General features: G+C 74.1%; 16 protein-coding genes and 1 pseudogene. 5 read left to right on the top strand and 12 right to left on the bottom strand.

Annotated elements, in window-relative coordinates; all coding sequences use genetic code 11:
* Positions 1-75 precede the first annotated feature (75 nt).
* Positions 76-2109: a thioredoxin domain-containing protein gene (locus ACIPXM_RS04065; RefSeq protein WP_401651668.1), complete on the top strand. Its 2034-nt coding sequence runs from the start codon at positions 76-78 to the stop codon at positions 2107-2109.
* An 87-nt stretch (positions 2110-2196) separates the two neighbouring features.
* On the opposite strand, the gene ACIPXM_RS04070 is transcribed toward ACIPXM_RS04065, so the two are convergent.
* The gene (locus tag ACIPXM_RS04070; protein ID WP_401651670.1) at positions 2197-3249 is read right to left on the bottom strand and encodes an LCP family protein; all 1053 of its coding nucleotides are present in this window, start codon (positions 3247-3249) and stop codon (positions 2197-2199) included.
* A gap of 208 nt (positions 3250-3457) precedes the next feature.
* Between ACIPXM_RS04070 and ACIPXM_RS04075 the strand changes: the two genes are divergently transcribed.
* Complete coding sequence (locus tag ACIPXM_RS04075; RefSeq protein ID WP_401651671.1) at positions 3458-3631, top strand: hypothetical protein; 174 nt, start codon at positions 3458-3460, stop codon at positions 3629-3631.
* Between the two features lie 270 nt (positions 3632-3901).
* Positions 3902-4135 (top strand): chaplin, encoded by a 234-nt coding sequence (locus tag ACIPXM_RS04080; protein WP_401651673.1) that lies wholly within the window; start codon positions 3902-3904, stop codon positions 4133-4135.
* Positions 4136-4219: 84 nt separating this feature from the next.
* On the opposite strand, the gene ACIPXM_RS04085 is transcribed toward ACIPXM_RS04080, so the two are convergent.
* Together ACIPXM_RS04085 and ACIPXM_RS04090 are read right to left on the bottom strand one after the other, a co-directional pair.
* On the bottom strand, positions 4220-5494 hold the full coding sequence (locus ACIPXM_RS04085; protein WP_401651675.1) for an FAD-dependent oxidoreductase: 1275 nt from the start codon (positions 5492-5494) through the stop codon (positions 4220-4222).
* A gap of 139 nt (positions 5495-5633) precedes the next feature.
* A complete protein-coding gene (locus ACIPXM_RS04090; RefSeq protein WP_401651677.1) occupies positions 5634-7100 on the bottom strand; it encodes an ATP-grasp domain-containing protein in 1467 nt (488 codons plus the stop codon).
* Positions 7101-7263: 163 nt separating this feature from the next.
* Between ACIPXM_RS04090 and ACIPXM_RS04095 the strand changes: the two are divergent.
* Positions 7264-8409, top strand: a pseudogene (locus ACIPXM_RS04095) (glycoside hydrolase family 26 protein); the annotation flags it as partial.
* Between the two features lie 606 nt (positions 8410-9015).
* Here the strand turns inward: ACIPXM_RS04095 and ACIPXM_RS04100 are convergent.
* From ACIPXM_RS04100 to ACIPXM_RS04140, 9 genes are all read right to left on the bottom strand, one after another.
* The gene (locus ACIPXM_RS04100) at positions 9016-10155 is read right to left on the bottom strand and encodes a GNAT family N-acetyltransferase (protein ID WP_401652491.1); all 1140 of its coding nucleotides are present in this window, start codon (positions 10153-10155) and stop codon (positions 9016-9018) included.
* A 23-nt stretch (positions 10156-10178) separates the two neighbouring features.
* Complete coding sequence (locus ACIPXM_RS04105) at positions 10179-10841, bottom strand: lipopolysaccharide biosynthesis protein (protein ID WP_401651679.1); 663 nt, start codon at positions 10839-10841, stop codon at positions 10179-10181.
* A 9-nt stretch (positions 10842-10850) separates the two neighbouring features.
* On the bottom strand, positions 10851-12032 hold the full coding sequence (locus ACIPXM_RS04110) for a glycosyltransferase (RefSeq protein ID WP_401652493.1): 1182 nt from the start codon (positions 12030-12032) through the stop codon (positions 10851-10853).
* A 74-nt stretch (positions 12033-12106) separates the two neighbouring features.
* Entirely contained in the window at positions 12107-12892 is a 786-nt protein-coding gene (locus ACIPXM_RS04115) for a polysaccharide deacetylase family protein (RefSeq protein ID WP_401651681.1), read from the bottom strand.
* Positions 12807-14558 (bottom strand): lipid II flippase MurJ, encoded by a 1752-nt coding sequence (locus tag ACIPXM_RS04120; RefSeq protein WP_401652495.1) that lies wholly within the window; start codon positions 14556-14558, stop codon positions 12807-12809. Before ACIPXM_RS04120 ends, ACIPXM_RS04115 begins: the two co-directional genes overlap by 86 nt.
* Positions 14559-15168: 610 nt before the next feature.
* Entirely contained in the window at positions 15169-16536 is a 1368-nt protein-coding gene (locus ACIPXM_RS04125) for an O-antigen ligase family protein (protein WP_401651683.1), read from the bottom strand.
* Positions 16537-16538: 2 nt separating this feature from the next.
* Positions 16539-17987 carry a sugar transferase gene (locus ACIPXM_RS04130; protein ID WP_401651685.1) on the bottom strand — a complete coding sequence of 483 codons (1449 nt, stop codon included), beginning with the start codon at positions 17985-17987 and terminating at the stop codon, positions 16539-16541.
* Complete coding sequence (locus ACIPXM_RS04135; protein WP_401651687.1) at positions 17984-19120, bottom strand: glycosyltransferase; 1137 nt, start codon at positions 19118-19120, stop codon at positions 17984-17986. The genes ACIPXM_RS04130 and ACIPXM_RS04135 overlap by 4 nt, the downstream gene beginning before the upstream one ends.
* 13 nt (positions 19121-19133) lie before the next feature.
* Positions 19134-20300 carry a DUF3344 domain-containing protein gene (locus ACIPXM_RS04140; RefSeq protein ID WP_401651688.1) on the bottom strand — a complete coding sequence of 389 codons (1167 nt, stop codon included), beginning with the start codon at positions 20298-20300 and terminating at the stop codon, positions 19134-19136.
* 382 nt (positions 20301-20682) lie between these two features.
* Here ACIPXM_RS04140 and ACIPXM_RS04145 point away from each other — a divergent pair, with 382 nt between their 5' ends.
* On the top strand, positions 20683-20922 hold the full coding sequence (locus ACIPXM_RS04145) for a chaplin (RefSeq protein ID WP_401651689.1): 240 nt from the start codon (positions 20683-20685) through the stop codon (positions 20920-20922).
* Positions 20923-21083: the final 161 nt, after the last annotated feature.

Raw genomic sequence — 21083 nt, forward strand, 5'->3', positions numbered from 1 at the left:
CGCCCGGCCCGACGCGGAGCGGCGCCGGTGAAGGTTCCACCGGTGCGGCCGGGGCCCTGTGAGAGGCTGGGCCGTATGAACCGACTGGCCGGCGAGCAGTCGCCCTATCTCCTCCAGCACGCGGACAACCCGGTCGACTGGTGGCCCTGGGGCCCGGAAGCGTTCGAGGAGGCGCGGCGGCGGGATGTGCCCGTGCTTCTGTCGGTCGGGTATTCCTCCTGTCACTGGTGTCATGTGATGGCCCACGAGTCCTTCGAGGACGAGGCCACCGCCGCGCTCGTCAACGACGGGTTCGTGGCCGTCAAGGTCGACCGCGAGGAGCGGCCCGACGTCGACGCCGTCTACATGGAAGCCGTGCAGGCGGCGACCGGGCAGGGCGGGTGGCCCATGACCGTGTTCCTGACGCCGGACGCCGAGCCGTTCTACTTCGGGACCTACTTCCCGCCGGAGGCGCGGCACGGGATGCCGGGGTTCTCCGAGGTGCTCGACGGGGTGTCGCGGGCCTGGCACGAGCGGCGCGACGAGGTCGGGGAGGTCGCCGGGCGGATCGTCAAGGACCTCGCCGCGCGGTCGCTCGCCTACGGCGGCGACGGGGTGCCGGGGGACGAGGAGCTGGCGCAGGCGCTGCTCGGGCTCACCCGGGAGTACGACGTCAAGGACGGCGGCTTCGGCGGCGCGCCCAAGTTCCCGCCGTCCATGGTGCTGGAGTTCCTGCTCCGCCACCACGCCCGCACCGGCTCCGAGGGCGCCCTGCAGATGGCCGCCGACACCTGCGAGGCGATGGCCCGCGGCGGCATCTACGACCAGCTCGGCGGCGGCTTCGCCCGCTACGCCGTCGACCGGTCCTGGGTCGTGCCGCACTTCGAGAAGATGCTGTACGACAACGCGCTGCTCTGCCGCGTGTACGCGCACCTGTGGCGGGCCACCGGAAGCGAGCCGGCCCGGCGGGTCGCCCTGGAGACCGCCGACTTCATGGTCCGCGAACTGCGCACCCCCGAGGGCGGGTTCGCCTCCGCGCTCGACGCCGACAGCGACGACGGCAGCGGCAAGCACATCGAGGGCGCCTACTACGTGTGGACCCCCGAGCAGCTCACCGCCGTCCTCGGCGAGGCCGACGCCGGGTACGCCGCACGCCACTTCGGCGTCACCGCCGAGGGCACCTTCGAGCACGGCTCCTCCGTGCTCCAGCTCCCGCAGGACCCCGAGGGCGGCGCGCTCGCCGACGCCGGGCGGATCGCGGGCATCCGGGACCGGCTGCTCGCCGCCCGCGACGAGCGCCCGCGCCCCGGCCGGGACGACAAGGTCGTCGCCGCCTGGAACGGGCTCGCCATCGCCGCGCTCGCCGAGACCGGCGCCCTGCTCGACCGCCCCGACCTGGTCGAGCGGGCCACCGAGGCCGCCGACCTGCTGGTCCGGCTCCACCTCGGCGAGGGCGCCCGGCTCGTCCGTACCTCCAAGGACGGCCACCCGGGCCCCAACGCCGGAGTCCTGGAGGACTACGCCGACGTCGCCGAGGGCTTCCTCGCCCTCGCCGCCGTCACCGGCGAAGGCGTCTGGCTGGAGTTCGCCGGGTTCCTGCTCGACATCGTCCTCGACCAGTTCACCGCCGAGGGCGGCGCCCTCTACGACACCGCGCACGACGCCGAACAGCTCATCCGGCGCCCGCAGGACCCCACCGACAGCGCCACCCCGTCCGGCTGGACCGCCGCCGCGGGCGCGCTGCTCGGCTACGCGGCGCACACCGGTTCCGAGCCGCACCGCGCCGCCGCCGAGCGGGCGCTCGGCGTGGTCAAGGCGCTCGGGCCGCGCGCACCCCGGTTCATCGGCTGGGGCCTGGCCGTCGCCGAGGCACTGCGCGACGGACCGCGCGAGATCGCCGTGGTCGGCGCGCCCGACGACGAGGGCTTCCGCGAGCTGCGCCGCACCGCGCTGCGCGCGGCGGCACCCGGCGCCGTCGTCGCCACCGGCCTCCCCGACGGCGAGGAGTTCCCGCTGCTCACGGACCGGCCCCTGGTCGACGGCCTGGCCACCGCCTACGTCTGCCGGCACTTCGTGTGCGACGCGCCGACGACCGACCCCGAGCTGCTCGCCCGCAAGCTCGGCCGCTGAGACGGCGAGGGGCGGGCCGGGGTCCAGGTCCCCGGCCCGCCCCCGTACGGCACGCGGGACGGCACGCGGTACGGCACGCGGTACGGCTCAGCCGCAGAGCAGCGCCGAGCCCTTCATCGGCTTGTAGTCGCCGAGGCCCTGCGGGATGTGGCTCGTCGGCTTCGGCCGCGCCTTCGGCAGCGGCCGGTCCGCGCGCATCGCCCCGAACACCTCGGCTGCCTGCTCCTCGTCCCAGCCCACGGTGGAGCCGACACCCGCGATGTTCGGGTTGAACCCGGCGATCGGCACGGTGGCGAGCTGCGTCTGCGCCGGGGTGAGGTTCCGCAGCCGTCCCGCCAGGGTGATCAGATCGGTCACGCTCAGCGCCCGGTCCGCCGCCGTCGTCCCGCGCAGCGCCGACACGAACGCCTTCAGCTTCGCCGGGTTCTTGAACACCCCGCCGCCGCGCAGCTCCTGGTGGACGTTGCTCATGAACTTCTGCTGCTTCTGGATCCGCCCGAAGTCCATCTTGCCGTCGTGCCGGGAGCGCACGTACTGCAGCGCCCGCCCGCCGTTGACCCGCTTGGTGCCGGGGGCGAGTTCGAACCCGGTGTACGGGTCCTTCAGGGGCTCCTTGGTGCAGACCGGCACGCCCTTCTTCACCTGGTTGACGCTGTCCATGAAGTGCCGGAAGTCGACCTCCAGATAGCGGTCGATCTTGACCTTCGTCATCCGCTCGATCGTCTTCATCGCGAACGTCGGGCCGCCCTCCGCCCACGCGCTGTTCAGCTTCGCCGGATGGGCCTCGTGCTCCTCGCCGGTCAGGGCGTCACGGTGGCTGTCGGGGAACTCGGCGAGCGAGTCACGCGGCATGCTCACCACACTGACCCGGTCGTTCTTCGCCGAGACGTGCACCAGCATCATCACGTCGGTGCAGCCGCACGCCTGGCCGCCGAGGCGGTACGCCTTCTTCTCGTGCTTCGTGATCCCGGCCCGGCTGTCGACCCCCACGAGCAGGATCGTGAGCCCCTTGGCCGGTGACGGCAGCGCCGACGGCAGCAGCGCGGCCGCCGATCCCATGAGGGCGGGTGCCGATCCCATGAGGGCGGGTGCCGCGGCGACCGCGCCGGGCGCCAGGGTGAGCAGGGCGACGGAGGACAACAGCAGTTTTCGGCCACGAGGGCGCCCGGGGTTTCCGGGACCGGGTCGGGGGAATTTCATGCCCGCACCGTAGATCGGATGATCTCGTACACAGGTACGCGACGCGACATGGACAGGTCGAATCACCCTCTTGCGAGGGCTGTGCCATGATGCCGGAACCTCAGCGGAAGGAGCGAAAATGGCCCCCGATCCAGGGAAATGGGAGCGCATGGCCTTCATTCCGAAGAGCCGTTATGTGGCGGACCCGCCACCACCCGACCGAGAACCCTTCCCCCTCTACGCGTCCCTCGCCCGGCAGTGGATCCAGGCGGGCCGGGCGGTGCCCGGCGTGCCCGACCGGGAGTGGGAGCGGCTGACCAGGATGCCCATCTGGCCGCGCTGATTTCCGGCCACGGTCGCCGCCGTGACGCCGGGTCTTCCCGTCCTCCCGGTTCCGCCTCCCGATTCGGCCTCCCGATTCGGCCTCCCGACTCCGCGGGATTCACCGGTACGAGTCATGGCAATGGGGTGAACGCCGCCGTTCGCACCATCGGGCGGTTTCCTTTCCGTGCCGGGGTCGTTGTGAACCGTGCAGCGGAAGTCGGGGGCGCGTACGCGTCCGCGCATCACGAAAGCCGTGAATTCTCTTCCGCGTAGAAAGGATCCAGACGAAATGAAGTGCAAGAAGGCTGCGGTCGCCGTCGCCGGTCTGCTCATGGCCCTGGGTGCCGCCGCTCCGGCGATGGCTGACTCGCACGCCGAGGGCGCGGCCATCGGCTCCCCGGGCGTCCTGTCCGGCAACGTCGTGCAGGCCCCGATCCACATCCCGATCAACTTCTGCGGCAACAGCGTGAACGTGATCGGCATCGCGAACCCGGCCGCGTTCAACACCTGCGTCAACGTCTGACGTTCCCCCGTCGACACCTCGCTCAGGTGAAGGGGCCGGTCCCGGGAAGCACGCTCCCCGGGACCGGCCCCGCTCCCGTCACCCTCAGGGCGTGGTCGCCGCCGTCACCCGCTCCTCGCCCGTACGCGGCCTGGTCACCGCCCCGCCACCGGCACCGCCCGGGGTCCGCAGCCGCTGCCGCACCCCCTTCACCAGGCGCCCCGCCGTGTAGCCCGCGCCGAACACGAACCGCATCGACGGCCCGTACGACGGCGCCGTCAGCAGGCCCGCGAGGAACAGGCCCGGCCACGAGGACTCGAAGAGGCCGCCCACCTCCGGCGCCCCGCCCGCGCCCACCCGGCGCAGCCCGTCGCGGAGTTCGGGCGCGAGCACGTCCGCCCGGTCCAGGCTCGGCACGAAGCCGGTGGCCGCGATGACATGGTCGGTCTCCACCACCCCGGTCGTGCCGTCGGAGCACGTCACGTCGAGCCGCAGCCGGTCGTCGGCGGTCACCGTGGCCCCGCTGACCCGCTGCCCGAGCCGCACGTCATCCACCTTCCCGAACCGCTCGCGCAGCCACCAGGCACCGGCCGGGCCGAGCGCCGAGTCGAAGATCCGCTCCCGGGTGGTGGCGGGCAACCGTCGGAAGATGCCCGGGGTGTCCGCGTACAGCTTGTTCTGCCAGCCGCAGCCGAGCCCGGTGTGCGGCGCGCGCAGCGTCCGCCAGGCGCCGCGGTGCAGCGCGGGCGGCACGGTGTTCCAGTTCAGCCGGTCGGAACGGGCCAGGATCCGCACCGACGCGCCCTGCTCGGCGAGGATGGCCGCGGTCTCCAGGGCCGCCTGTCCGGCGCCGATCACGGTCACGTCCTGCCCGGCGAAGCCGTCGAGCTCGCCGTGGTGGCTGGAGTGGGTGACCTGACGGCGCGGCAGCCCCCGCAGCGGGCCCGGGATCTCCAGGAACGGCAGCACCCCGACCGCGAGCGCGACCGTCCGGGCGCGGACCGTCTCGCCGTCCTCCGCCGTCACCGTGAAACCGCCGTCCGGGTCCGGCGCCACCCGGGTCACCAGGCGCGGGTCGAGCGCGGGCACCGCCTGCCGGGCGAACCAGTCGCCGTACGCGGCGAAGAAGCCGACCGGCAGCGGATGGCCGTGCTCGGCGGTCACCCCGCGGGTGGCCGCGTAGGCGTCGAGCCCGTACTCCCCGCGCGGGTCGGACAGGTGGGAGGCCCACGGCTCCGACTTCAGGAACATCCCGGAGGGCATGGCGTGCCAGCACTCCATGGTCCGCCCGAAGGTCTTGAGGTCGAGACCGTGCGCCGCCGCGTGGGCGGCGATGGAGAGGCCGTACGGCCCCGCTCCCACAATCACCAGGTCGTGCATCGTGCGTTCCGCCTTTGAAGAAGGAGAGGAATCAGAAGAACGAGAAGAAGCCGTACGGGTACGGGTACGGCTACGGGAAGGTCGTCGTCGGAGAGGGGGGTCAGCGGCGGCGCCGGTCCGCCGTCCGCTCACCGTCCGCTCACCGCTTGCTCATCCGGTCGGTGGGGGTACGGGCCGGGGGCGGCGGCGGCAGGTCCGGCGCCCGGCGCGGCCGGCCGGCCCGCAGCACCGCGCGCAGCCGCAGCAGCCCCTTGCGCAGCACATGGGCGAGCCAGGTCCGCAGCATCGCGAGCGCGGGCCCGAGGTCGTCGGCCGCGAACCAGGCGGCCTCGCCGCCGCCCGCCGCACCGGCCGGGACCACCGGCTCCGGCACGTACCGGCGGCGCGGCGAGGAGAGGTAGGACAGGGCGGCGTAGTTCTCGACGACGAAGCGGCGCCCGTAGCCGGGCAGGTGCCCGGGCACCTGCCGCCCGGTGAGGTCCAGGTGCATGGCCCGCACCACGTCGAGACCGTTGCGGTCGGCGAACAGCCGGAACTGCGCGCCGGGCCGGGGGTTGAAGTCGAGCAGGTGGTACGCGCCGGTCGACCGGTCCAGGCGGAAGTCGAGGTCGCACACGCCCCGGTAGCCGAGCGCCCCGAGCAGCTCCCTGGCCAGTGCGTCGACCGCCGGGTTCGGCGTCCAGCGGCCGACCGCGGTCAGCCCGGCACCGTCCGGCCAGGAGCGTTCCTTGAGCCCGGTGGCGCCGGTGGCGCAGCCGCCGGTGGAGTCGACGTACCCGTGGAAGAACCAGTCGAGGCCGCGCCCGGCGGGCAGCAACTCCTGGAGCAGCAGTCGGCTGCCCGCCTGCGGGGTCCGCTCGTACAGTGCGCGCACCTCGGCGAGCGAGCCGACGATCGAGGTGCTGCGCAGCCCGCCGCCCGCCGGGAGCAGCCAGGGGCGGCTCCACTTGGCGACCACGGGGAGGCCGAGCTGCCAGGCCATCGCGGCGGCCTCGTCGGCGCTGGTGGGGAGTTCGGTACGGGGATGGGGCAGCGAAAGGGCCCGGCAGGTCTCGGCGAGCTGGGCCTTGTCGGCGACCTGGGCGAGCTGCTCGGGGGACTGGTCGGGCAGCAGGAAGCGGGCGGCGAGTTCGGGGCGGCACTCGGCGAGGGTGAGCGCGGTGATGTCGTCGAGGGGTACGAGCAGCGCGGGAGGTGACGAGGTGTCGGCTCCGGACAGCGGGCGGGGACCGGGCCCGCCCCCGGACCGGAGCCCGGCCCCGATTCCGTTCCCTGTTCCGATTCCGTTCCCGGCCCTGGTTCCGTTCCCTGTTCCGATTCCGTTCCCCGCTCCCGTCCCCGGTCGGACGGGCGCGTGCTCGTCGAAAGTGTCGGCGATCCGGTGCAGCAGCCGGGTGAGGGCGGCCGGGGACGTCTCGGCGGGGCGCGGGTGGACGCCGGCGAGATAGCGGGAGCGGGCCACCGGGCTCGACGCCGACTCGACCACCGCGTGGACCGCGACCCCTGCCCGCCCCAGGGATCGCGCGGCACCGAGCGTGCCGTGGTGAAAGGGGTTCGGATCGAGCCGCACAAGGACCGCTGGAACGCGGGTGTCAAAAGTCGGCACGGCATGTCCTTCGTCTTCTCAGTGCCCCAACTGGGCGATCAGGAATCCTCTAACGGACTATTGAGTGGAGCGAAGCGGAGTTCTCGGTCGGCGCATTAGGAATACTTTCGGAAGATCGGACTGACGGATCATCACGCGGCGCCAGAGAGAAGGAGAATCCGCCATGATCAACCGAAGGCGAAGAACATCGAGGGTATGGCTGGGGGTGTTCACCGCCGGTCTCCTTGCGTCAGGTTCAGTCGTGCTGTCGTCTCCCGCTCACGCTCACGCCGCCCCATCCGTAACGACCCGGGACCCCCAACCGACTCTGTCCAACGCCATGGGTGCGTTTCTGGAATCGGGACCGGTCGGTGTCGCCCGCATCGCCCAGCTGGAGCGCTGGCTGGGCGGCCACGAGCTGAAGGTCGGGCACACCTACCTGCCGGGCGACCTGTGGTCCAACATCGAGAGCCCGCCGGGCTTCCTCGACGCCTGGGCGTCCTGGCGCAACGAGCGCGCGGACCGGATGTTCGTGCTCAACGTCCCCATGCTGGAGCGCAACGAGGCCGGGGTCTCCGACCACGAGGTCCGCCGCCAGCTCCAGCTCGGCGCCGCCGGGTACTTCGACCACCACTTCCGTACGCTCGCGCAGCGCCTCGTCGACCTGAACGCCAAGGACACCGTGATCGTCCTCGGCTGGGAGATGAACGGGACGACGTACACCCACCGCTGCGCGCCGGACCCGACGTCGTGGAAGAAGTACTGGAACCGGATCGTCGCGGCCATGCGGTCGGTGCCGGGGCAGCAGTTCCGCTTCGACTTCAACCCGAGCCGGGGCCGGGACGCGATTCCGTGGACGGAATGCTATCCGGGTGACGACACCGTCGACATCATCGGCATGGATTCCTACGACCAGCCGTCGGGCTCCAGTTTCGACCAGCACGTGAACGAGCCGTACGGGCTGCAGAAGCAGGTCGATTTCGCGGCCGAGCACGGGAAGCAGATCTCCTATCCGGAATGGGGCCTGTTCCGGAACGGAGACAACCCCGAGTACATGCGGCGCATGCTCGAATGGATGAAGCAGCACAAGCCGCTGTACCACACGATCACCGACTACTGCCCGCACGGCGTCTGGCAGTGCGACGACAATCCGCGCTCGTCGCAGGTGTTCCGTCAGATGCTGTACGGGGTGGACCCGGAGGTCCCGACCGAGCCGACCGAGCCGACCGAGCCGACGCATCCGACCGACCCGGTGGAGCCGACGGAGCCGACCGAGCCGGTGGAGCCGACGGAGCCGACGGAGCCGACCGAGCCGGGGGAGCCCACCGAGCCCACCGAGCCGGGAGAGCCCACGGTCCCGACGGTCCCCACGGTCCCGACCGTGCCCACGGTGCCGACGATCCCGTCGGTCCCCTCCATCCCGTCGGTCCCCTCCATCCCGTCGATCCCCACCATCCCCACCATCCCGACCATCCCGTCGATCCCGTCGATCCCGTCGATCCCGTCGATTCCGTCGATCCCCACGGTGCCGACGGTCCCGATCCCGAAGCCGGAGCCCAAGCCGGAGCCCAAGCCGGAACCGAAGCCGGAGCCCAAGCCGGAACCGAAGCCGGAGCCGAAGCCGGAGCCCAAGCCGGAGCCGAAGCCGGAGCCCAAGCCGGAACCCAAGCCGGAACCGAAGCCGGAGCCCAAGCCCCAACCCCAGCCCGACTGCTGGAAGCTGAACCTCGGCTCCTGGGTCGAGCAGTGGGTCGGCGGACCGGTCTGCGTCTCCAAGGGCGGCAGCTGGAAGGACTCCGTGAAGGACTCCATGAAGGAGCCCGCGAAGGAGACCGCGAAGCTGACCGGGAGCTGGAAGGAGGCCCTGTCCATCGACTGGAAGGGCGCGTTGAACGGCGTCTGGCCGTTCTGATCCGGCCGGTGGCGGCGGAGGAGATCATCCTCCGCCGCCCGGCGGGGCACCCCGGCCCGGGAGCAGGGCCACCGCACGTCCGAGCCAGGCCCGTTCGCGGGCCTGGCGGGCCGCCCAGCGGCGGCCGCCCGCCGCGCCCGCGCGCAACAGGAGCAGCGGGGCCGCGCCCCGGCCGGCGAGCAGCAGCCGTTGATTGGGCACGGTCTCCGGGCGCCAGTGCTGCTTGTACGGTTCGGTGCCGCGCAGCATGCTCAGGGTGGCCCGGCCGCTCGCGCTGGTCTCGCGGGCCCCGTGCCGCAGCAGCATCGCGGCCACGTCGACCTTGCGGGCGCGCAGCTCGGGGTCGGCGCCGTACAGATAGCCGCCCGCGAGCCGCGGCGACATCAGGGTGAGGTCGGCGCACACCACGTCGCCGCCGAGCCGGAACTCGGTGACCATCGCGTCGCCGTGCTCGACCATCGGCCGCACCGCCCGGGCCAGGTGCTGGGCGAACCGCTCGCTGGTGTGCTCGGCGGTCACCCCGCGCCCCTGCCACTGGAGCTGATGGAGAATCAGGAGCCGTTCCAGGGCGGCCGGTACCTCGGCGGCGGGCACCACCCGCTCGTCGATGCCGAGGGCGTCCATCTTCCGCAGCTTGGCCCGCACCCGCTGGGCCTTGCCCGACGGGATGCGTTCGAGCAGGGTCTCCATCGGTACGGCGGGCAGTTCCAGGCACAGCGAGTCGGTGAGCCGCCGCCGCGCGCCGGGCCAGGCGTCGAAGACCCGCTCGGCCGCCGCCCCGGGCCGTACCTCGCGCAGGTCGACCACCGCGCCCCGGGCTGCCCGGGCGAGCGCGGCGGCCAGCGCGGGTGCCGCTTCCGGGCAGCGGTCGTCGAGCAGCACATCGGTGAAGTCGGTGATGGCACCGCCCAGTTGGGTCAGGACGGGCAGTGCGCCCGGTGCCCGGTGCAGCGCGGCGGCGGCGACCGGGGCGCCGTCCGCGCCCCGCACGAGCACCACCCGCAGCGCGCCGGGACGGCCGTACGACAGCCACCAGCTGTGCAGCCAGGCGTGCGACTGGAACGGGGTGGCCGTCGCGCACCGCCGGTACAGGGCGGTCCACTCGGGGCCGATGCGGGCGAACTCCTCGCCGTCCCGCAGGACCTCCGAGGTCAGCGTCGGCATGTCCGTGCCGAAGGGTCTGCCGTTCACACCGCCTCCGGCTCTGGCTGCTGCGCCCCGGCCGCCGGGCCAGGGACGGACGCGGCCCCGACGGGCTGCCGGGAGTGCCGGGGCTCGACCCGGGCGGCGCGCTTCGGCCGTACGAGCAGGATCAGGCCGCCGATCAGACCGCCCGCACAGGCGCCGACCAGGGCGGACAGGGCCGCCGACGGGGAGACCGGGTCCTGCGGCTTGGTGGCGCGGGAGAACTGGACGACCTTCACGCCGGTGTTGGCGGCCACATGGGAGCTGTTGAGGACGAGCGCGCGGGCCACGCCGTCGGCCATGGCGACCGCCGTGGTCGCCTTCTCCGAGCGGGCGGTGATCGAGATCATCGGGGCGTCCGGCGAGGTCGCCGCCTGCACGCTGGAGCGCAGCGTGTCGGCCGGGACCCCGGCCCACACCTGGGCGTCACCGGTCACCGCGATGTCGGTGGCGACCCGCCCGTACGCCTGGGCGAAGCCGAGCGCGGCCGACGGGTCGGCCTTCTCGGCGGGCACGACGATGACATAGCTGGTGGCCGCGTACTCGGGGGCTTTCAGAGCGCCGTAGCCGCCGCCGAGCACCGCGCCGGTGAGCGCCGCGGCGGGCAGCACCATCCAGCGGGCGGGGGTGGGCAGGGACGGACGACGTGGCGGGGTCGTGGTCATGACGCACACTCACTTCACGGGGTGGGGGCCGTGGACGGCCTGGTGGTAGAGGGACAGCAACTGCCGGGCGCTGTGCGCGATGTCGTAGCGGCGGACCGCGTCGGGCGGGGTCAGCCGGTCCTGCCGGGCGGTACGGGCGGTACGCAACTCGCGCAGCGCGCCGATCAGTTCGGGCACCGACTCGCCGATCCGGCGGGCGCCGGGCGCGGCCCCGTCGTCGAGGTCCTCGATCGCCGGGCAGGCCACGTACAGGGCGGGCAGTCCGGCGGCGAGCGCCTCGACGACGGCGAGCCCGAAGGTCTCGTCGGGGGAGGTGGACACGAAGACGTCCATGGCGGCGAGCAGCGACGGCAGGTCGGGGCGGCCGCCCGGGGGCCCGGCCGGGGGGTCCTGGAACGCGCCCGCGAGCAGCACCCGGTCGGCGGCCCCGCACTCCTCGGCGACCTCGCGGAGCCGGTCCCGCTCGTCGCCCTCGCCGACCAGCAGCAGCCACGTCCCGGGGACCGAGGCGACCGCGCGGACCAGCCGGTCGAAGCGCTTGCCCGGCGCGAGCCTGCCGACCCCGCCGACCACGAACGCGTCGGCGGGCAGCCCGAGGGCGGCCCTGGTCATGGCCCGGGCGCGCGGGTGGTAGGCGAAGCGGCGGCTCTCGATGCCGTTGGGGACCACCGTGATCCGGGACGGCGCCACCCCCCAGTGCGCGAGGCGGCGGGCCACGCTGTCGGAGACGGCGACCGTGGAGGTGCCGAGCCGTTCGGTGGCCAGATACAGGGCGCGGTTCCCGGCGGACAGCGGGCGGCCCTCGATCTGGGCGTCGCCGAGGGAGTGTTCGGTCGCGATGACGTGCCGCACCCCGGCGAGCCGGGCGGCGGGCCTGCCGTACACGCAGGCCCGGTAGAGATGGGTGTGCACCACGTCGTACCGGCCCTGCCGGATCAGCCGGGTGAGCCGGGGCAGCGCCCCGACGTCCCGGTTGCCGGTCATGCCGAGGTGGACGACCGGGGTGCCGTCGGCCTCGATGCCGTCGGCGACCGGGCCCGGGTTGGTGAGCGTCACCACCTCGCTGCGGGTCGGCAAGTGGCGGAGCAGCAGCCGTAGTTGCTGCTCGGCGCCGCCGATCCCGAGACCGGTGATGACGTGCAGGACCTTGAGCTCCCGGTGGCCTTCGGGCGGTCCCGCCGGGTCCGGCAGGGCCGCGGGCCCGGACCCGGCGGCGGGGGAGGCGGTGGGGGAGGCGGCCGCTCCCGCCCCGGCGCGAGCGGCGGTCACGACAGCACCGCCCGGTCCGCCGGGCCGCCCTGCGCCGGGATCAGATCGGCCGGGCGCCGCCGCCGCAGCGGGTGCAGCACCCGCTTGGCGGTGAGCCGCCACGCCGTGTCCTCCTCGCCGACGTGCACCCGCGGCAGCGCGAAACGCCCGGACAGCGGGCCGGGGTCGATGGCGCAGGCGTAGCGGTAGCCCGCCTTGCGGACCGCGCGCACCACCCGGGTGTCGACCGTCCCGTACGGATAGCAGAAGCCGTCCACCGGATCGCCGGTGATCTCCTCGATCAGCTCCCGGCTGCGCCGGGTCTCGTCGACGAGGGCCGGGTCGTCGGTGTCGGTGAGCGGCACGTGCACCAGACCGTGCGAGCCGATCTCCATCCCGGCGGCGGCGGCCCTGCGGATGCCGTCCTCGTCGAGCAGCGGCTTGCGCGGGCCCTCGGTGTCCCAGGCGTTGTGGCCGCCGAGCCGTCCGGGCAGGACGTACACGGTGGCGGTGAAGCCGTGCCGCCGCAGCAGCGGCACCGCCGACTCCAGGAAGTCCGCGTAGCCGTCGTCGAAGGTGAGTCCGACGAGCCCGCGGTCCCGGCCCTGCGCGGCCGCCGCGAGGAGTTCCCGTACGGACACCCCGCGCAGCCCGCGGTCGCCGAGCCAGTGCAGTTGCCGGGCGAACCGTACGGGGGAGACGGTCACCTTGTACGGGTCATCGGGGACGTCCGCGATCGAGTGGTACATCGCCACCCACAGGGGTGGCTTCGGCAGCAGACGACGCAGCACGGCGGCGGGCATCGGGGTTCCTTCGACGGGGAGAGCGGGGCAGGGGAGGGATCTCGGGCACCTTGGCGGCGCACGCGACGAAGAGCAGGAAGACGGCGACGACGACCAGCGCGGCGGTGACGAGCGCGAGCACCGGGGAATCGATCAGGGTGGTGGCCAGCCAGCCCGCGCCGGTCGCCCAGGCACCGGCGGTGGCGAGCCGCAGCAGGCCCTCGCCGAGCCGCCGGGCGTCGACCGGCACGGACTGGCGGTGCGCGCCGGACAGCAGCATCACGGCGGTCAGCGTGATGCCGAGGGCGTTGGCGCCCGCGATGCCGGTGGCGCCCCACAGCGGGGCGGCGAGCGCCCCGGTGGCGGCGGTGGCGGCGAGCCCGGCGGCCATCGCGGCGGCCGGGTACCAGAGCGGGCGGGCGGCCGAGAAGTAGCAGCGGACCAGGGCGCCGACCATGGTCTGGCCGAGCAGCCCGAGCGCGTACACCCGCATCACGGCGGAGGTCGCCGCGGTGTCCCCGGCGTCGAACGCGCCGCGCTCGAAGAGCAGCGACACGATCTGCGGGGCGGCGGCGACGACCGTCGACGCGCCGATCAGCACCACGACGGCGGCGAGCAGCAGGTCCCGCTCGACCCGGCGGCGGGCGGCCTCGGCGTCGCCGGACGCGAGGGCGCGGGCGACGACCGGGAAGCTGACCGTGCACAGCATCAGGGAGAGGATCATCGGCATCTGCGCGACCTTCTGCGCGTAGTTCAGATGCGAGATGGCGCCCGCCGGGAGCGGCGAGGCGAGGAACCGCTCGATGAGGATCTGCGACTGCCGGGTGAGCGCGAACACGACGACCGGCGCGATCATCCCGAGCACCAGGAGCCGGTTGTCGCCGCCCTGCGGCACGGGCGCGGGCTGCTCCTTGGGGACCGGCCTGGTGCGCAGTTCACGCAGCAGCGCGGGCGCCTGGACGAGGACCATCAGGACGCCGCCGACCGCGACTCCGGCGGCGGCCGACCGCACCCCGAGCGGCTCGCGGAGCACCAGGGTGGTGCCGATGATGCCGACGTTGTACGCCACGTAGATGGCGGCGGGCGGCAGGAACGAGCCGTGCGCGCGCAGCGCCGCCGAGCAGTATCCGGCGAGCGCGAACGACAGCACGCAGGTGGCGGTGAGCCGGGTGCAGTCGACCGCGAGCTGCGGGTCGGGCAGGCCGGGCGCGAGCGCGGCGACCAGCCAGGGCGCGCAGGCCACGAGGAGCGCGGCGACGGCGGCGACGGTGAGGATGAGCCGGGGCAGGGTGGCCTTGACCAGGCTGCGCACCGGGTCGCCGAACAGCGTCCCGGCCCGCCGGGCGAGCGCCCGGGAGAACGCGGGCACCAGGATCAGCGCCATCGCGTCCTCGATCAGCAGCGTCGAGGCGAACTCCGGGACCGTCCAGGCCACCAGGAAGGCGTCGGTCTCGGCGCCCGCGCCGAAGTGCCCGGCGAGGATCTGGTCCCGGACCAGGCCGAGCACCGCGCCGACGGCGGTCAGCGCGGCGGTGACGGCGGCGGCCCGCAGCAGGAACCGGCCGGACGGCGACCACTTGGAGCCCCGGCGCCGGGCGTGCCGGCCGGAGCCGCGCGGGCCGTACGGGGGCGGCGCGGGCGGTTCGACCGGCCGGGCGCCCTGCCCGAGCGGCCGCCCGCCGAGCAGCGGCGGCCGGGCGGCGGCGCCGGGCACGGTGTGGCTGGTGATGGGTGCGCCGCTGGACGCGAAGGCGCGCTGCGGAGAGCCGAGTTCGGGGCCGAAGCCGGTGCCGGTGGCCTCGTGGTCGTACGGGCCGGTCGGGTACGGACCGGTCGCGTACGGGTGTGTCTCGTACGGGTTCCCCTCGTACGGCGACGGCCGGTCGTGGCCGCCCGCCCGGCGCACCCCGCGCCGGGCCGGGCGGGTGACATGGGCGCAGCCCGCCGCGTGGACCGGGGCCTCGCAGCGGCCGTCGGTGGGACCCGCCGTGGCCCACGGGTCGGTCGGCGGCACCGGCACCGGCGCCTCGGTGGGCAGCGGCAGCGACGACGGCAGCGGTACGGGCAGGGCGGCCGGGGCGGGGACCGGCACCGTCGCCGGGTGCTCGACGGCCAACGGCCCGGTGGGCTGCGGCAGTTCGCACAGCGGGTCGGCCGGCGGGGCCGACGACCACGGGTCGCCGGACGGCGGCGGCGCGGCCGCGCCGTACCGGGCCTCCGGTGTGGCGCGGCCCCGCCCGCCGGGCGGGGCGGTCGGGGCGGGCGGCACCATCGGGTCCTGGGAAGCGCCCCAGGGATCACGCACGGCCCACCTCCCGTACCTCCGCGAGCGACCACCAGGCCGCGAGGCCGAGCACGACGGACATCAGCACCGTGGAAGGGCCGCCGATGTCCGCGTAGAAGAAGTCGATGAGCTGCCAGCCGAGCAGCCCGATCGCCACCAGGGCCTCGCCCTGGCCGAGTTCACCGCCGAGCCGCCTGCGCCGGACCGCCGCGACGAGCAGCGCCACCCAGCTGCCCGCGAGCGCGAGCAGCCCCACCAGGCCCTGCTCGCTGAGCACCAGCAGGTACATGTTGTGCGGCGAGAGCAGCGGCTGGCGGGCGAAGGCGGCGCCCGCGCCCGCCGTGTCGCTGCCCGAGGACAGGGCGAGCGAGGCGTTCGAGTCGCGGTAGGCGGGGAAGCCCTTGAGGCCGACGCCGGTGAGCGGTTCGCCGCGCCACATCCGCCCGGCCGCCGCCCACATCGTGTAGCGGTCGGTGACCGACTGGTCGGGCGCGGCGGTCACCTGGGTGATGCTGGTGACCCGCTCCTTGACCATGTCGGAGCCGATGCCGAGGCCGCCGACCAGGACCACCGCGAGCGCGGCGGCGGCGAGCGCCACCCGGGCCGCCCGGCGCACCCCGGCGAGCAGCAGCTGGGCGCCGCAGGTCAGCACGGTCGCGATCCAGGCGCCCCGGCTGAACGACAGCACCAGCGGCACGAACAGCAGACCCGCGCAGACGAGCGCCGCCGTCCGGGCCCGGCCAGGCCGGGCGCCGAGCGCGAGGCCGGTCGCCACGACCAGCCCGTACGCCACCACGGTGGCCATGCCCATCACGTCGGTGGCGCCGAAGGTGCCGACCGCGCGGATGTCCTCGCCCTGGTACGAGGCACCGGTCCCGGTCAGGAACTGGAGCACCCCGACCCCGCCCTCGACGAGCGCGAGCGCGACGAGTCCCCAGGCGACGACGGCGAAGTCGCGCCGGTCGCGGATCATCACCAGGACGGCGGCCGGGACGAGCACGAAGATCTGCAGGTAGCGGGGGACGCCCGGCAGACTGGCGCCCGGGTCGTTCGAGGTGATCGCGGCCAGGCAGACCCCGAGCACCGGAAGCGCGAACACCACGGCCGCCGCCCGGCTCAGCGGACGCAGCCCGCTCCGCACCACCCGGATCAGACAGATCAGGACCAGTAGTCCTGACGCTGCGTCAGCGACCGTGCCGGATCCGCCCGTTCCGCCCTGCGCCCCGCCGCCGCCAGGGGCGAGCAGCAGGGCGATCACCGCGAGCACCGGGGACAGTGCCCCGGCGCGCCGCGCCCAGTCGGCGAGCTCCGCCCGGTCGACGCCCCGGAGCGGGTCGCGATCGAGGTCCGGGGTGTCCTGTGCCGTCACGGCCGTGGTCATCGTCAGCTTCCCGTCGGTCGCACGAGCCCGGCCGCGGTACGCAGCAGGATGCACACGTCCTGCCAGAGCGACCAGTGGTCGATGTAGTGGTTGTCGAAGCGGCAGCGGTCCTCGATCGAGGTGTCGCCGCGCAGGCCGTGCACCTGGGCGAGCCCGGTCAGCCCCACCGGCATCCGGTGGCGGGCCGCGTAACCGGCGTGCACCCGGCTGAACTGGGCGACGAAGTACGGGCGTTCGGGGCGCGGGCCGACCAGGCTCATGTCGCCGCGCAGCACGTTCCACAGCTGCGGCAGCTCGTCGAGCGAGGTCTTGCGCAGGAAGTGCCCGGCGGCGCTCATCCGGTGGTCGTCGGCGACGCTCCAGCGGGTCGCCGACTCGGTCTCGTCGACCGGCTTCAGGGTGCGGAACTTGAGCAGCGTGAACAGCCGCCCGTTCTGCCCCACCCGCTCCTGCCGGAACAGCACCCCGGGTCCGTCCGCGATCCGCACCGCGAGCGCGCAGACCAGCAGCACCGGCATCGCCACCGCGAGCGCGGGCGCCGAGAGCGCCACGTCCAGGGCCCGCTTGGCGGTCAGCCCGCGCCGCTCGCCGAGCGGCACCAGACGGCGGCAGCCGTGGCCCCACAGATGGTCGCCCATCGGCTCACCCGCCGCCTCGGCACCGACCCGCCAGGTCGCGCAGCCGTAGTGCTGGAACAGCGTCACCAGACCGTCGTCCTCGCCGAGGAAGACCGCGTCGCGGACGGTGTTCTGGATGACCGCCCGGTGGATCTGCTCGGTGGTGGTGAGCACCGGCAGCGCCCGCCCGCCGTCCGGCCGCGCCCCGTCGGGCCGCGGCCCGACGATGCCGACCGGCCGGATGCCGTACTCCGGGTGCTGCGCGAGCAGCCCCGCGAACCGGCGGGCCGCGCCCGCCGGGCCGACCACCAGGGTCGACCGCGGATGCGCCCGCACCGACCGGCGGCGCCGCGAGGCGAGCAGCCCGCGCAGCGCCGACACGGCGAGCAGCTGGGTGGCGTACGCGGCGCACAGCCGGAACGGGCCGAGCGCGTGCGCCGGGGCGTACGCGGCGACCGCGGCGGCCGTCACGCACCAGGCGATCCCGGCGCGGGCCGCGAGCGCGGGCACGTCCTCCAGGACCCCGCCGGGCAGCGCGGCGGGCCGGTGCAGTCCGGCGCGGCCGTCGAGGAGCAGCACGAGCGCGGCGACCGGCAGCGCGAGCTCCCAGCGGCGGTGCGCCGTGGACAGCACCGCGACCGCGAGGAGCACGGCGAACACGTCGGCGGTGAGCAGCGGCAGGGCGGCGAAGCGCAGCCGGACCGGGCCGCGCGGCGGCAGCGCCAGCCGGTCGGAACCGGCCCGCGGCTGCGTGAGGGAGGCGAGCCCGGGAAACTGGCCCGCCCCGGGCCAAGGGCCCGGAGACTGGGGAACGCTGGTGCTTTCGGTCGTCACTGTCCGATCGGCTCTCTGTGCTCCGTGCACCGCACTCCGGCCAGTTCGCGGTAGAGCCCCGCGACGGCCGCGCCGGTGCGCCGCACATCGAATCTGCTGAGTACGTGCTCGCGGGCCGCGAGGCCCAGCGAGCGCCGCGGCTCGGGCCCGCCAAGCAGGCGGCCCAGGGCGGCGGCGAGCGCGGCCGGGTCCTCGGGCGGGACCAGGCACAGCGCCTCGTGGCCGGGCGGCAGGCTCTCGCGCGCCCCGTCCACGTCGCCGACCACCACGGGCCGGCCGCAGGCCATCGCCTCCAGCGGGGCGAGCGCCATGCCCTCCCAGCGGGACGGCAGCACCACCACGTCGGCGGCCCGGTACCAGGGCGCGGGGTCGGCCACCGCGCCCGTCAGACGCACCGAGGGGTCGGCCGCCGCGGCGGCGCCCAGCCGCTCGGCGTCGGGTCCGTCGCCGACGAGCACGAGCCGGGCGTCCGGTACAGCCGCGCGCACGGCGGGCCAGGCGGCGAGCAGGACGTCCTGCCCCTTCTGCCGGCACAGCCGCCCCACGCACACCACCAGCGGCCCCCCGGGCCCGAGGCCCACGTCTGCTTCCCGCGCCTCTTCCCCCGGTCCGCCCCGGGGGGCGAAGCGTTCGGTGTCCACCCCGTTGTGGATCACCGACCAGGCGGCGCGCACCCCGGCGGCCTCGCCGGTACGGCGTTCCGCGTCGCTGACGCACACGATCCGGTCCGTCCAGCGGGCGCCGAGCCGCTCCCAGCGGCGGGCCAGCGCGGCGGTCGTCCCCTCGACCGCCTCGAACGACCAGGCGTGCGGCTGGTACACGGTCGGCACCCGGCCGCGCAGCGCGAGCCGGGCGCACAACCCGGCCTTCGCGCTGTGCGCGTGGACCAGGGCGGGCCGCACCCCGCGCAGCAGACGGCCGAGTTCGCGGGTCTCCCGGACCAGCCGCGGCCCGGGGTCGCGGCCGGCCCGCCAGTCGTACGTGTCGGCGCCCTCCGCCCGTACCGCGGCGGCGAGTTCGGTGCCGGGCGGGCAGGCGACCGCCACCCGGAGCCCGGCGGCGAGCTGCCCGCGGACCAGGTCGACGACGACCCGGGCGACCCCGCCGTCACCCGGCTGGACCGCGTGCAGCACATCGGCGCCGGGCTCAGTCCCGGGCGTCCACCGCCCGGTCCTTCGCCCGGCTGTCGCGCGGTCCGAGGTCCGCCTGGAGGAAGAGCGCGCCGAGCCAGAACGCGTCCTTCCGGCTTCCGAGGCGGATGTGGAAACGATCGGCCCCATGGCGCAGCGCCCCCCGCAGATCGAAGACGTCGGAGTCGTACCCCAGGGTGTTCAGATGAGCGGGCAGTCGTTCCATCCGACTTGTTCCCGATTCCGTGATGCTGGAGTTCATCACGTCGTCCGCGGAATTCGCGGAATCGGAGATCACGCTGCGCGTGACGCTCTTCGCCCGGCCGGTTTCCACCGCCAGGTAATCCCCGGAAGTCCCCCGGTCGCCGTCGTAGCCGACGAGTCCCAGTTGACCTCCGGCCCCCTCGGGAATGCGGTTTCCGCCGAGTGCGAGCGGCACCGAGAGTTCTCGGCCGTTCGGGCCGATCGCCTCGAATCCGTCCCATACGGCCAGCCGGCGCAATGGCTCGTCGGCCTTCTCGTACGCGGCGACCAGCGTCCAGCCGCCCCAGCCGCCGACCTTCGAGCGGCCCATGGCGACGTTCACCTGGGCGACCGTCCACAGGCCGCCCTCGGCGGACCTGACCAGGTCGGTGACGTCCGCGGACGCCTGGAAGGCGTCGGCGCCGTCGGCCGTGCGGTGCCCGATCGTGCTGTCGGCGAGCACCGCCTTGTACTGCCCGCCGGGCTCGGCGATCAGCACCCGCCCGTTGTCCTTCGGCGGCTTCTGCTCGCCCACCCGCAGGTTCCCGCCCCAGTACAGACGGGCCCAGGTGACCCGGGCACCGGCGGGAACGCGCAGCTCGGCGCGGCTGGAGTTGTAGGTGTTGGGGTCGTCGTCGACGTCGACATAGCGGATCGCGGTGTCGTCGTTGACGGTCTCGGCGCCCGTCGTGCCGGTCGCCGAGGTGTTGGCGGCACGCACGATCCCCCCGTGCGTGACGGCCTCGTGGCGGGGCGCGAACGCGATCCGCGCGGCCTCCTCGGCGCCGGGGGCGACCGGGGGAGCGAGCGGCGGCACGAGGAGGGGCGGGGCGATCGGCGGGGTGACGGCGGAGGCGGCCGGGAGCGCGGCGGAGAGCGCCGCGCACGACACGGCGCACACCAGGCCCCGACGTACGGCATGAACCGCTGAATTCCGCATACAGGTTCTCCGCTTTGATGAGAGAAGGAAGGGAAGACCCGTGGAGACCGGGGGAGGAGAGAGAGATGTCGGCCGCGCGAAATGGATGAACGCGCGAGTCGACCGGAAGCAACGATCGGGACCGTTATAACCCCCGAGCCGGGCGATAGTAAGCATTAGATGCTCACAAACGCTAACTTCCGTATCCATCCGGCAGGTTCCTCGTTGAGCGTGTTGCGCCTTTCTGGGCCCAGTCACTCGAATGACGCTCCTATGGCCCAAAGATCGGTTGAACGTCACCCGTTCGGGAGAGCAACCGATGAAATCCTGAGGCGTTGTTGAAGCAGCCGGGCAACACCGTCCGTGCCGTCCGAGAAGAATTCCGACCGAGGAGTCGTTCCCCATGTCCCGTATCGCCAAGGCTGTCGTTCTGTCCGTGGGTGCCGCTGCCGCCGTCGCCGGTGCCACCGGCATCGCCGCCGCCGACGCCGGTGCCGAGGGCGCCGCTGTGCACTCCCCCGGTGTCCTCTCGGGCAACGTCGTCCAGGCCCCGATCCACGTTCCGGTCAACGTCTGCGGCAACACCGTCAACGTGATCGGCGCGCTGAACCCGTCCTTCGGCAACACCTGCGTCAACGCCTGATCTCGCACGCCGGATCGTGGTCCTTCCGAGGCCGGCGCGTCGTCCCCTCCCCGGGGCGGCGCGTCGGCCTTCGCCGTGTCCGCTCGCTGATGACCGAGCTGACTGCTGACTGACTCGTTCGGGCGCACCCCCATGCGCCGTCGGGTGCAACGGCGTACGCC

The organism is Streptomyces sp. NPDC090025 (assembly GCF_044748125.1).
In the GTDB taxonomy this organism is placed as follows: Bacteria; Actinomycetota; Actinomycetes; order Streptomycetales; family Streptomycetaceae; genus Streptomyces.

Coding starts and splice junctions, on each gene's coding strand:
- ACIPXM_RS04065 (WP_401651668.1), top strand. CDS start 76: ATGAACCGACTGGCCGGCGAGCAGTCGCCCTATCTCCTCCAGCACGCG.
- ACIPXM_RS04075 (WP_401651671.1), top strand. CDS start 3,458: ATGGCCTTCATTCCGAAGAGCCGTTATGTGGCGGACCCGCCACCACCC.
- ACIPXM_RS04080 (WP_401651673.1), top strand. CDS start 3,902: ATGAAGTGCAAGAAGGCTGCGGTCGCCGTCGCCGGTCTGCTCATGGCC.
- ACIPXM_RS04085 (WP_401651675.1), bottom strand. CDS start 5,494: ATGCACGACCTGGTGATTGTGGGAGCGGGGCCGTACGGCCTCTCCATC.
- ACIPXM_RS04100 (WP_401652491.1), bottom strand. CDS start 10,155: ATGCCGACGCTGACCTCGGAGGTCCTGCGGGACGGCGAGGAGTTCGCC.
- ACIPXM_RS04105 (WP_401651679.1), bottom strand. CDS start 10,841: ATGACCACGACCCCGCCACGTCGTCCGTCCCTGCCCACCCCCGCCCGC.
- ACIPXM_RS04115 (WP_401651681.1), bottom strand. CDS start 12,892: ATGCCCGCCGCCGTGCTGCGTCGTCTGCTGCCGAAGCCACCCCTGTGG.
- ACIPXM_RS04125 (WP_401651683.1), bottom strand. CDS start 16,536: ATGACCACGGCCGTGACGGCACAGGACACCCCGGACCTCGATCGCGAC.
- ACIPXM_RS04140 (WP_401651688.1), bottom strand. CDS start 20,300: ATGCGGAATTCAGCGGTTCATGCCGTACGTCGGGGCCTGGTGTGCGCC.
- ACIPXM_RS04145 (WP_401651689.1), top strand. CDS start 20,683: ATGTCCCGTATCGCCAAGGCTGTCGTTCTGTCCGTGGGTGCCGCTGCC.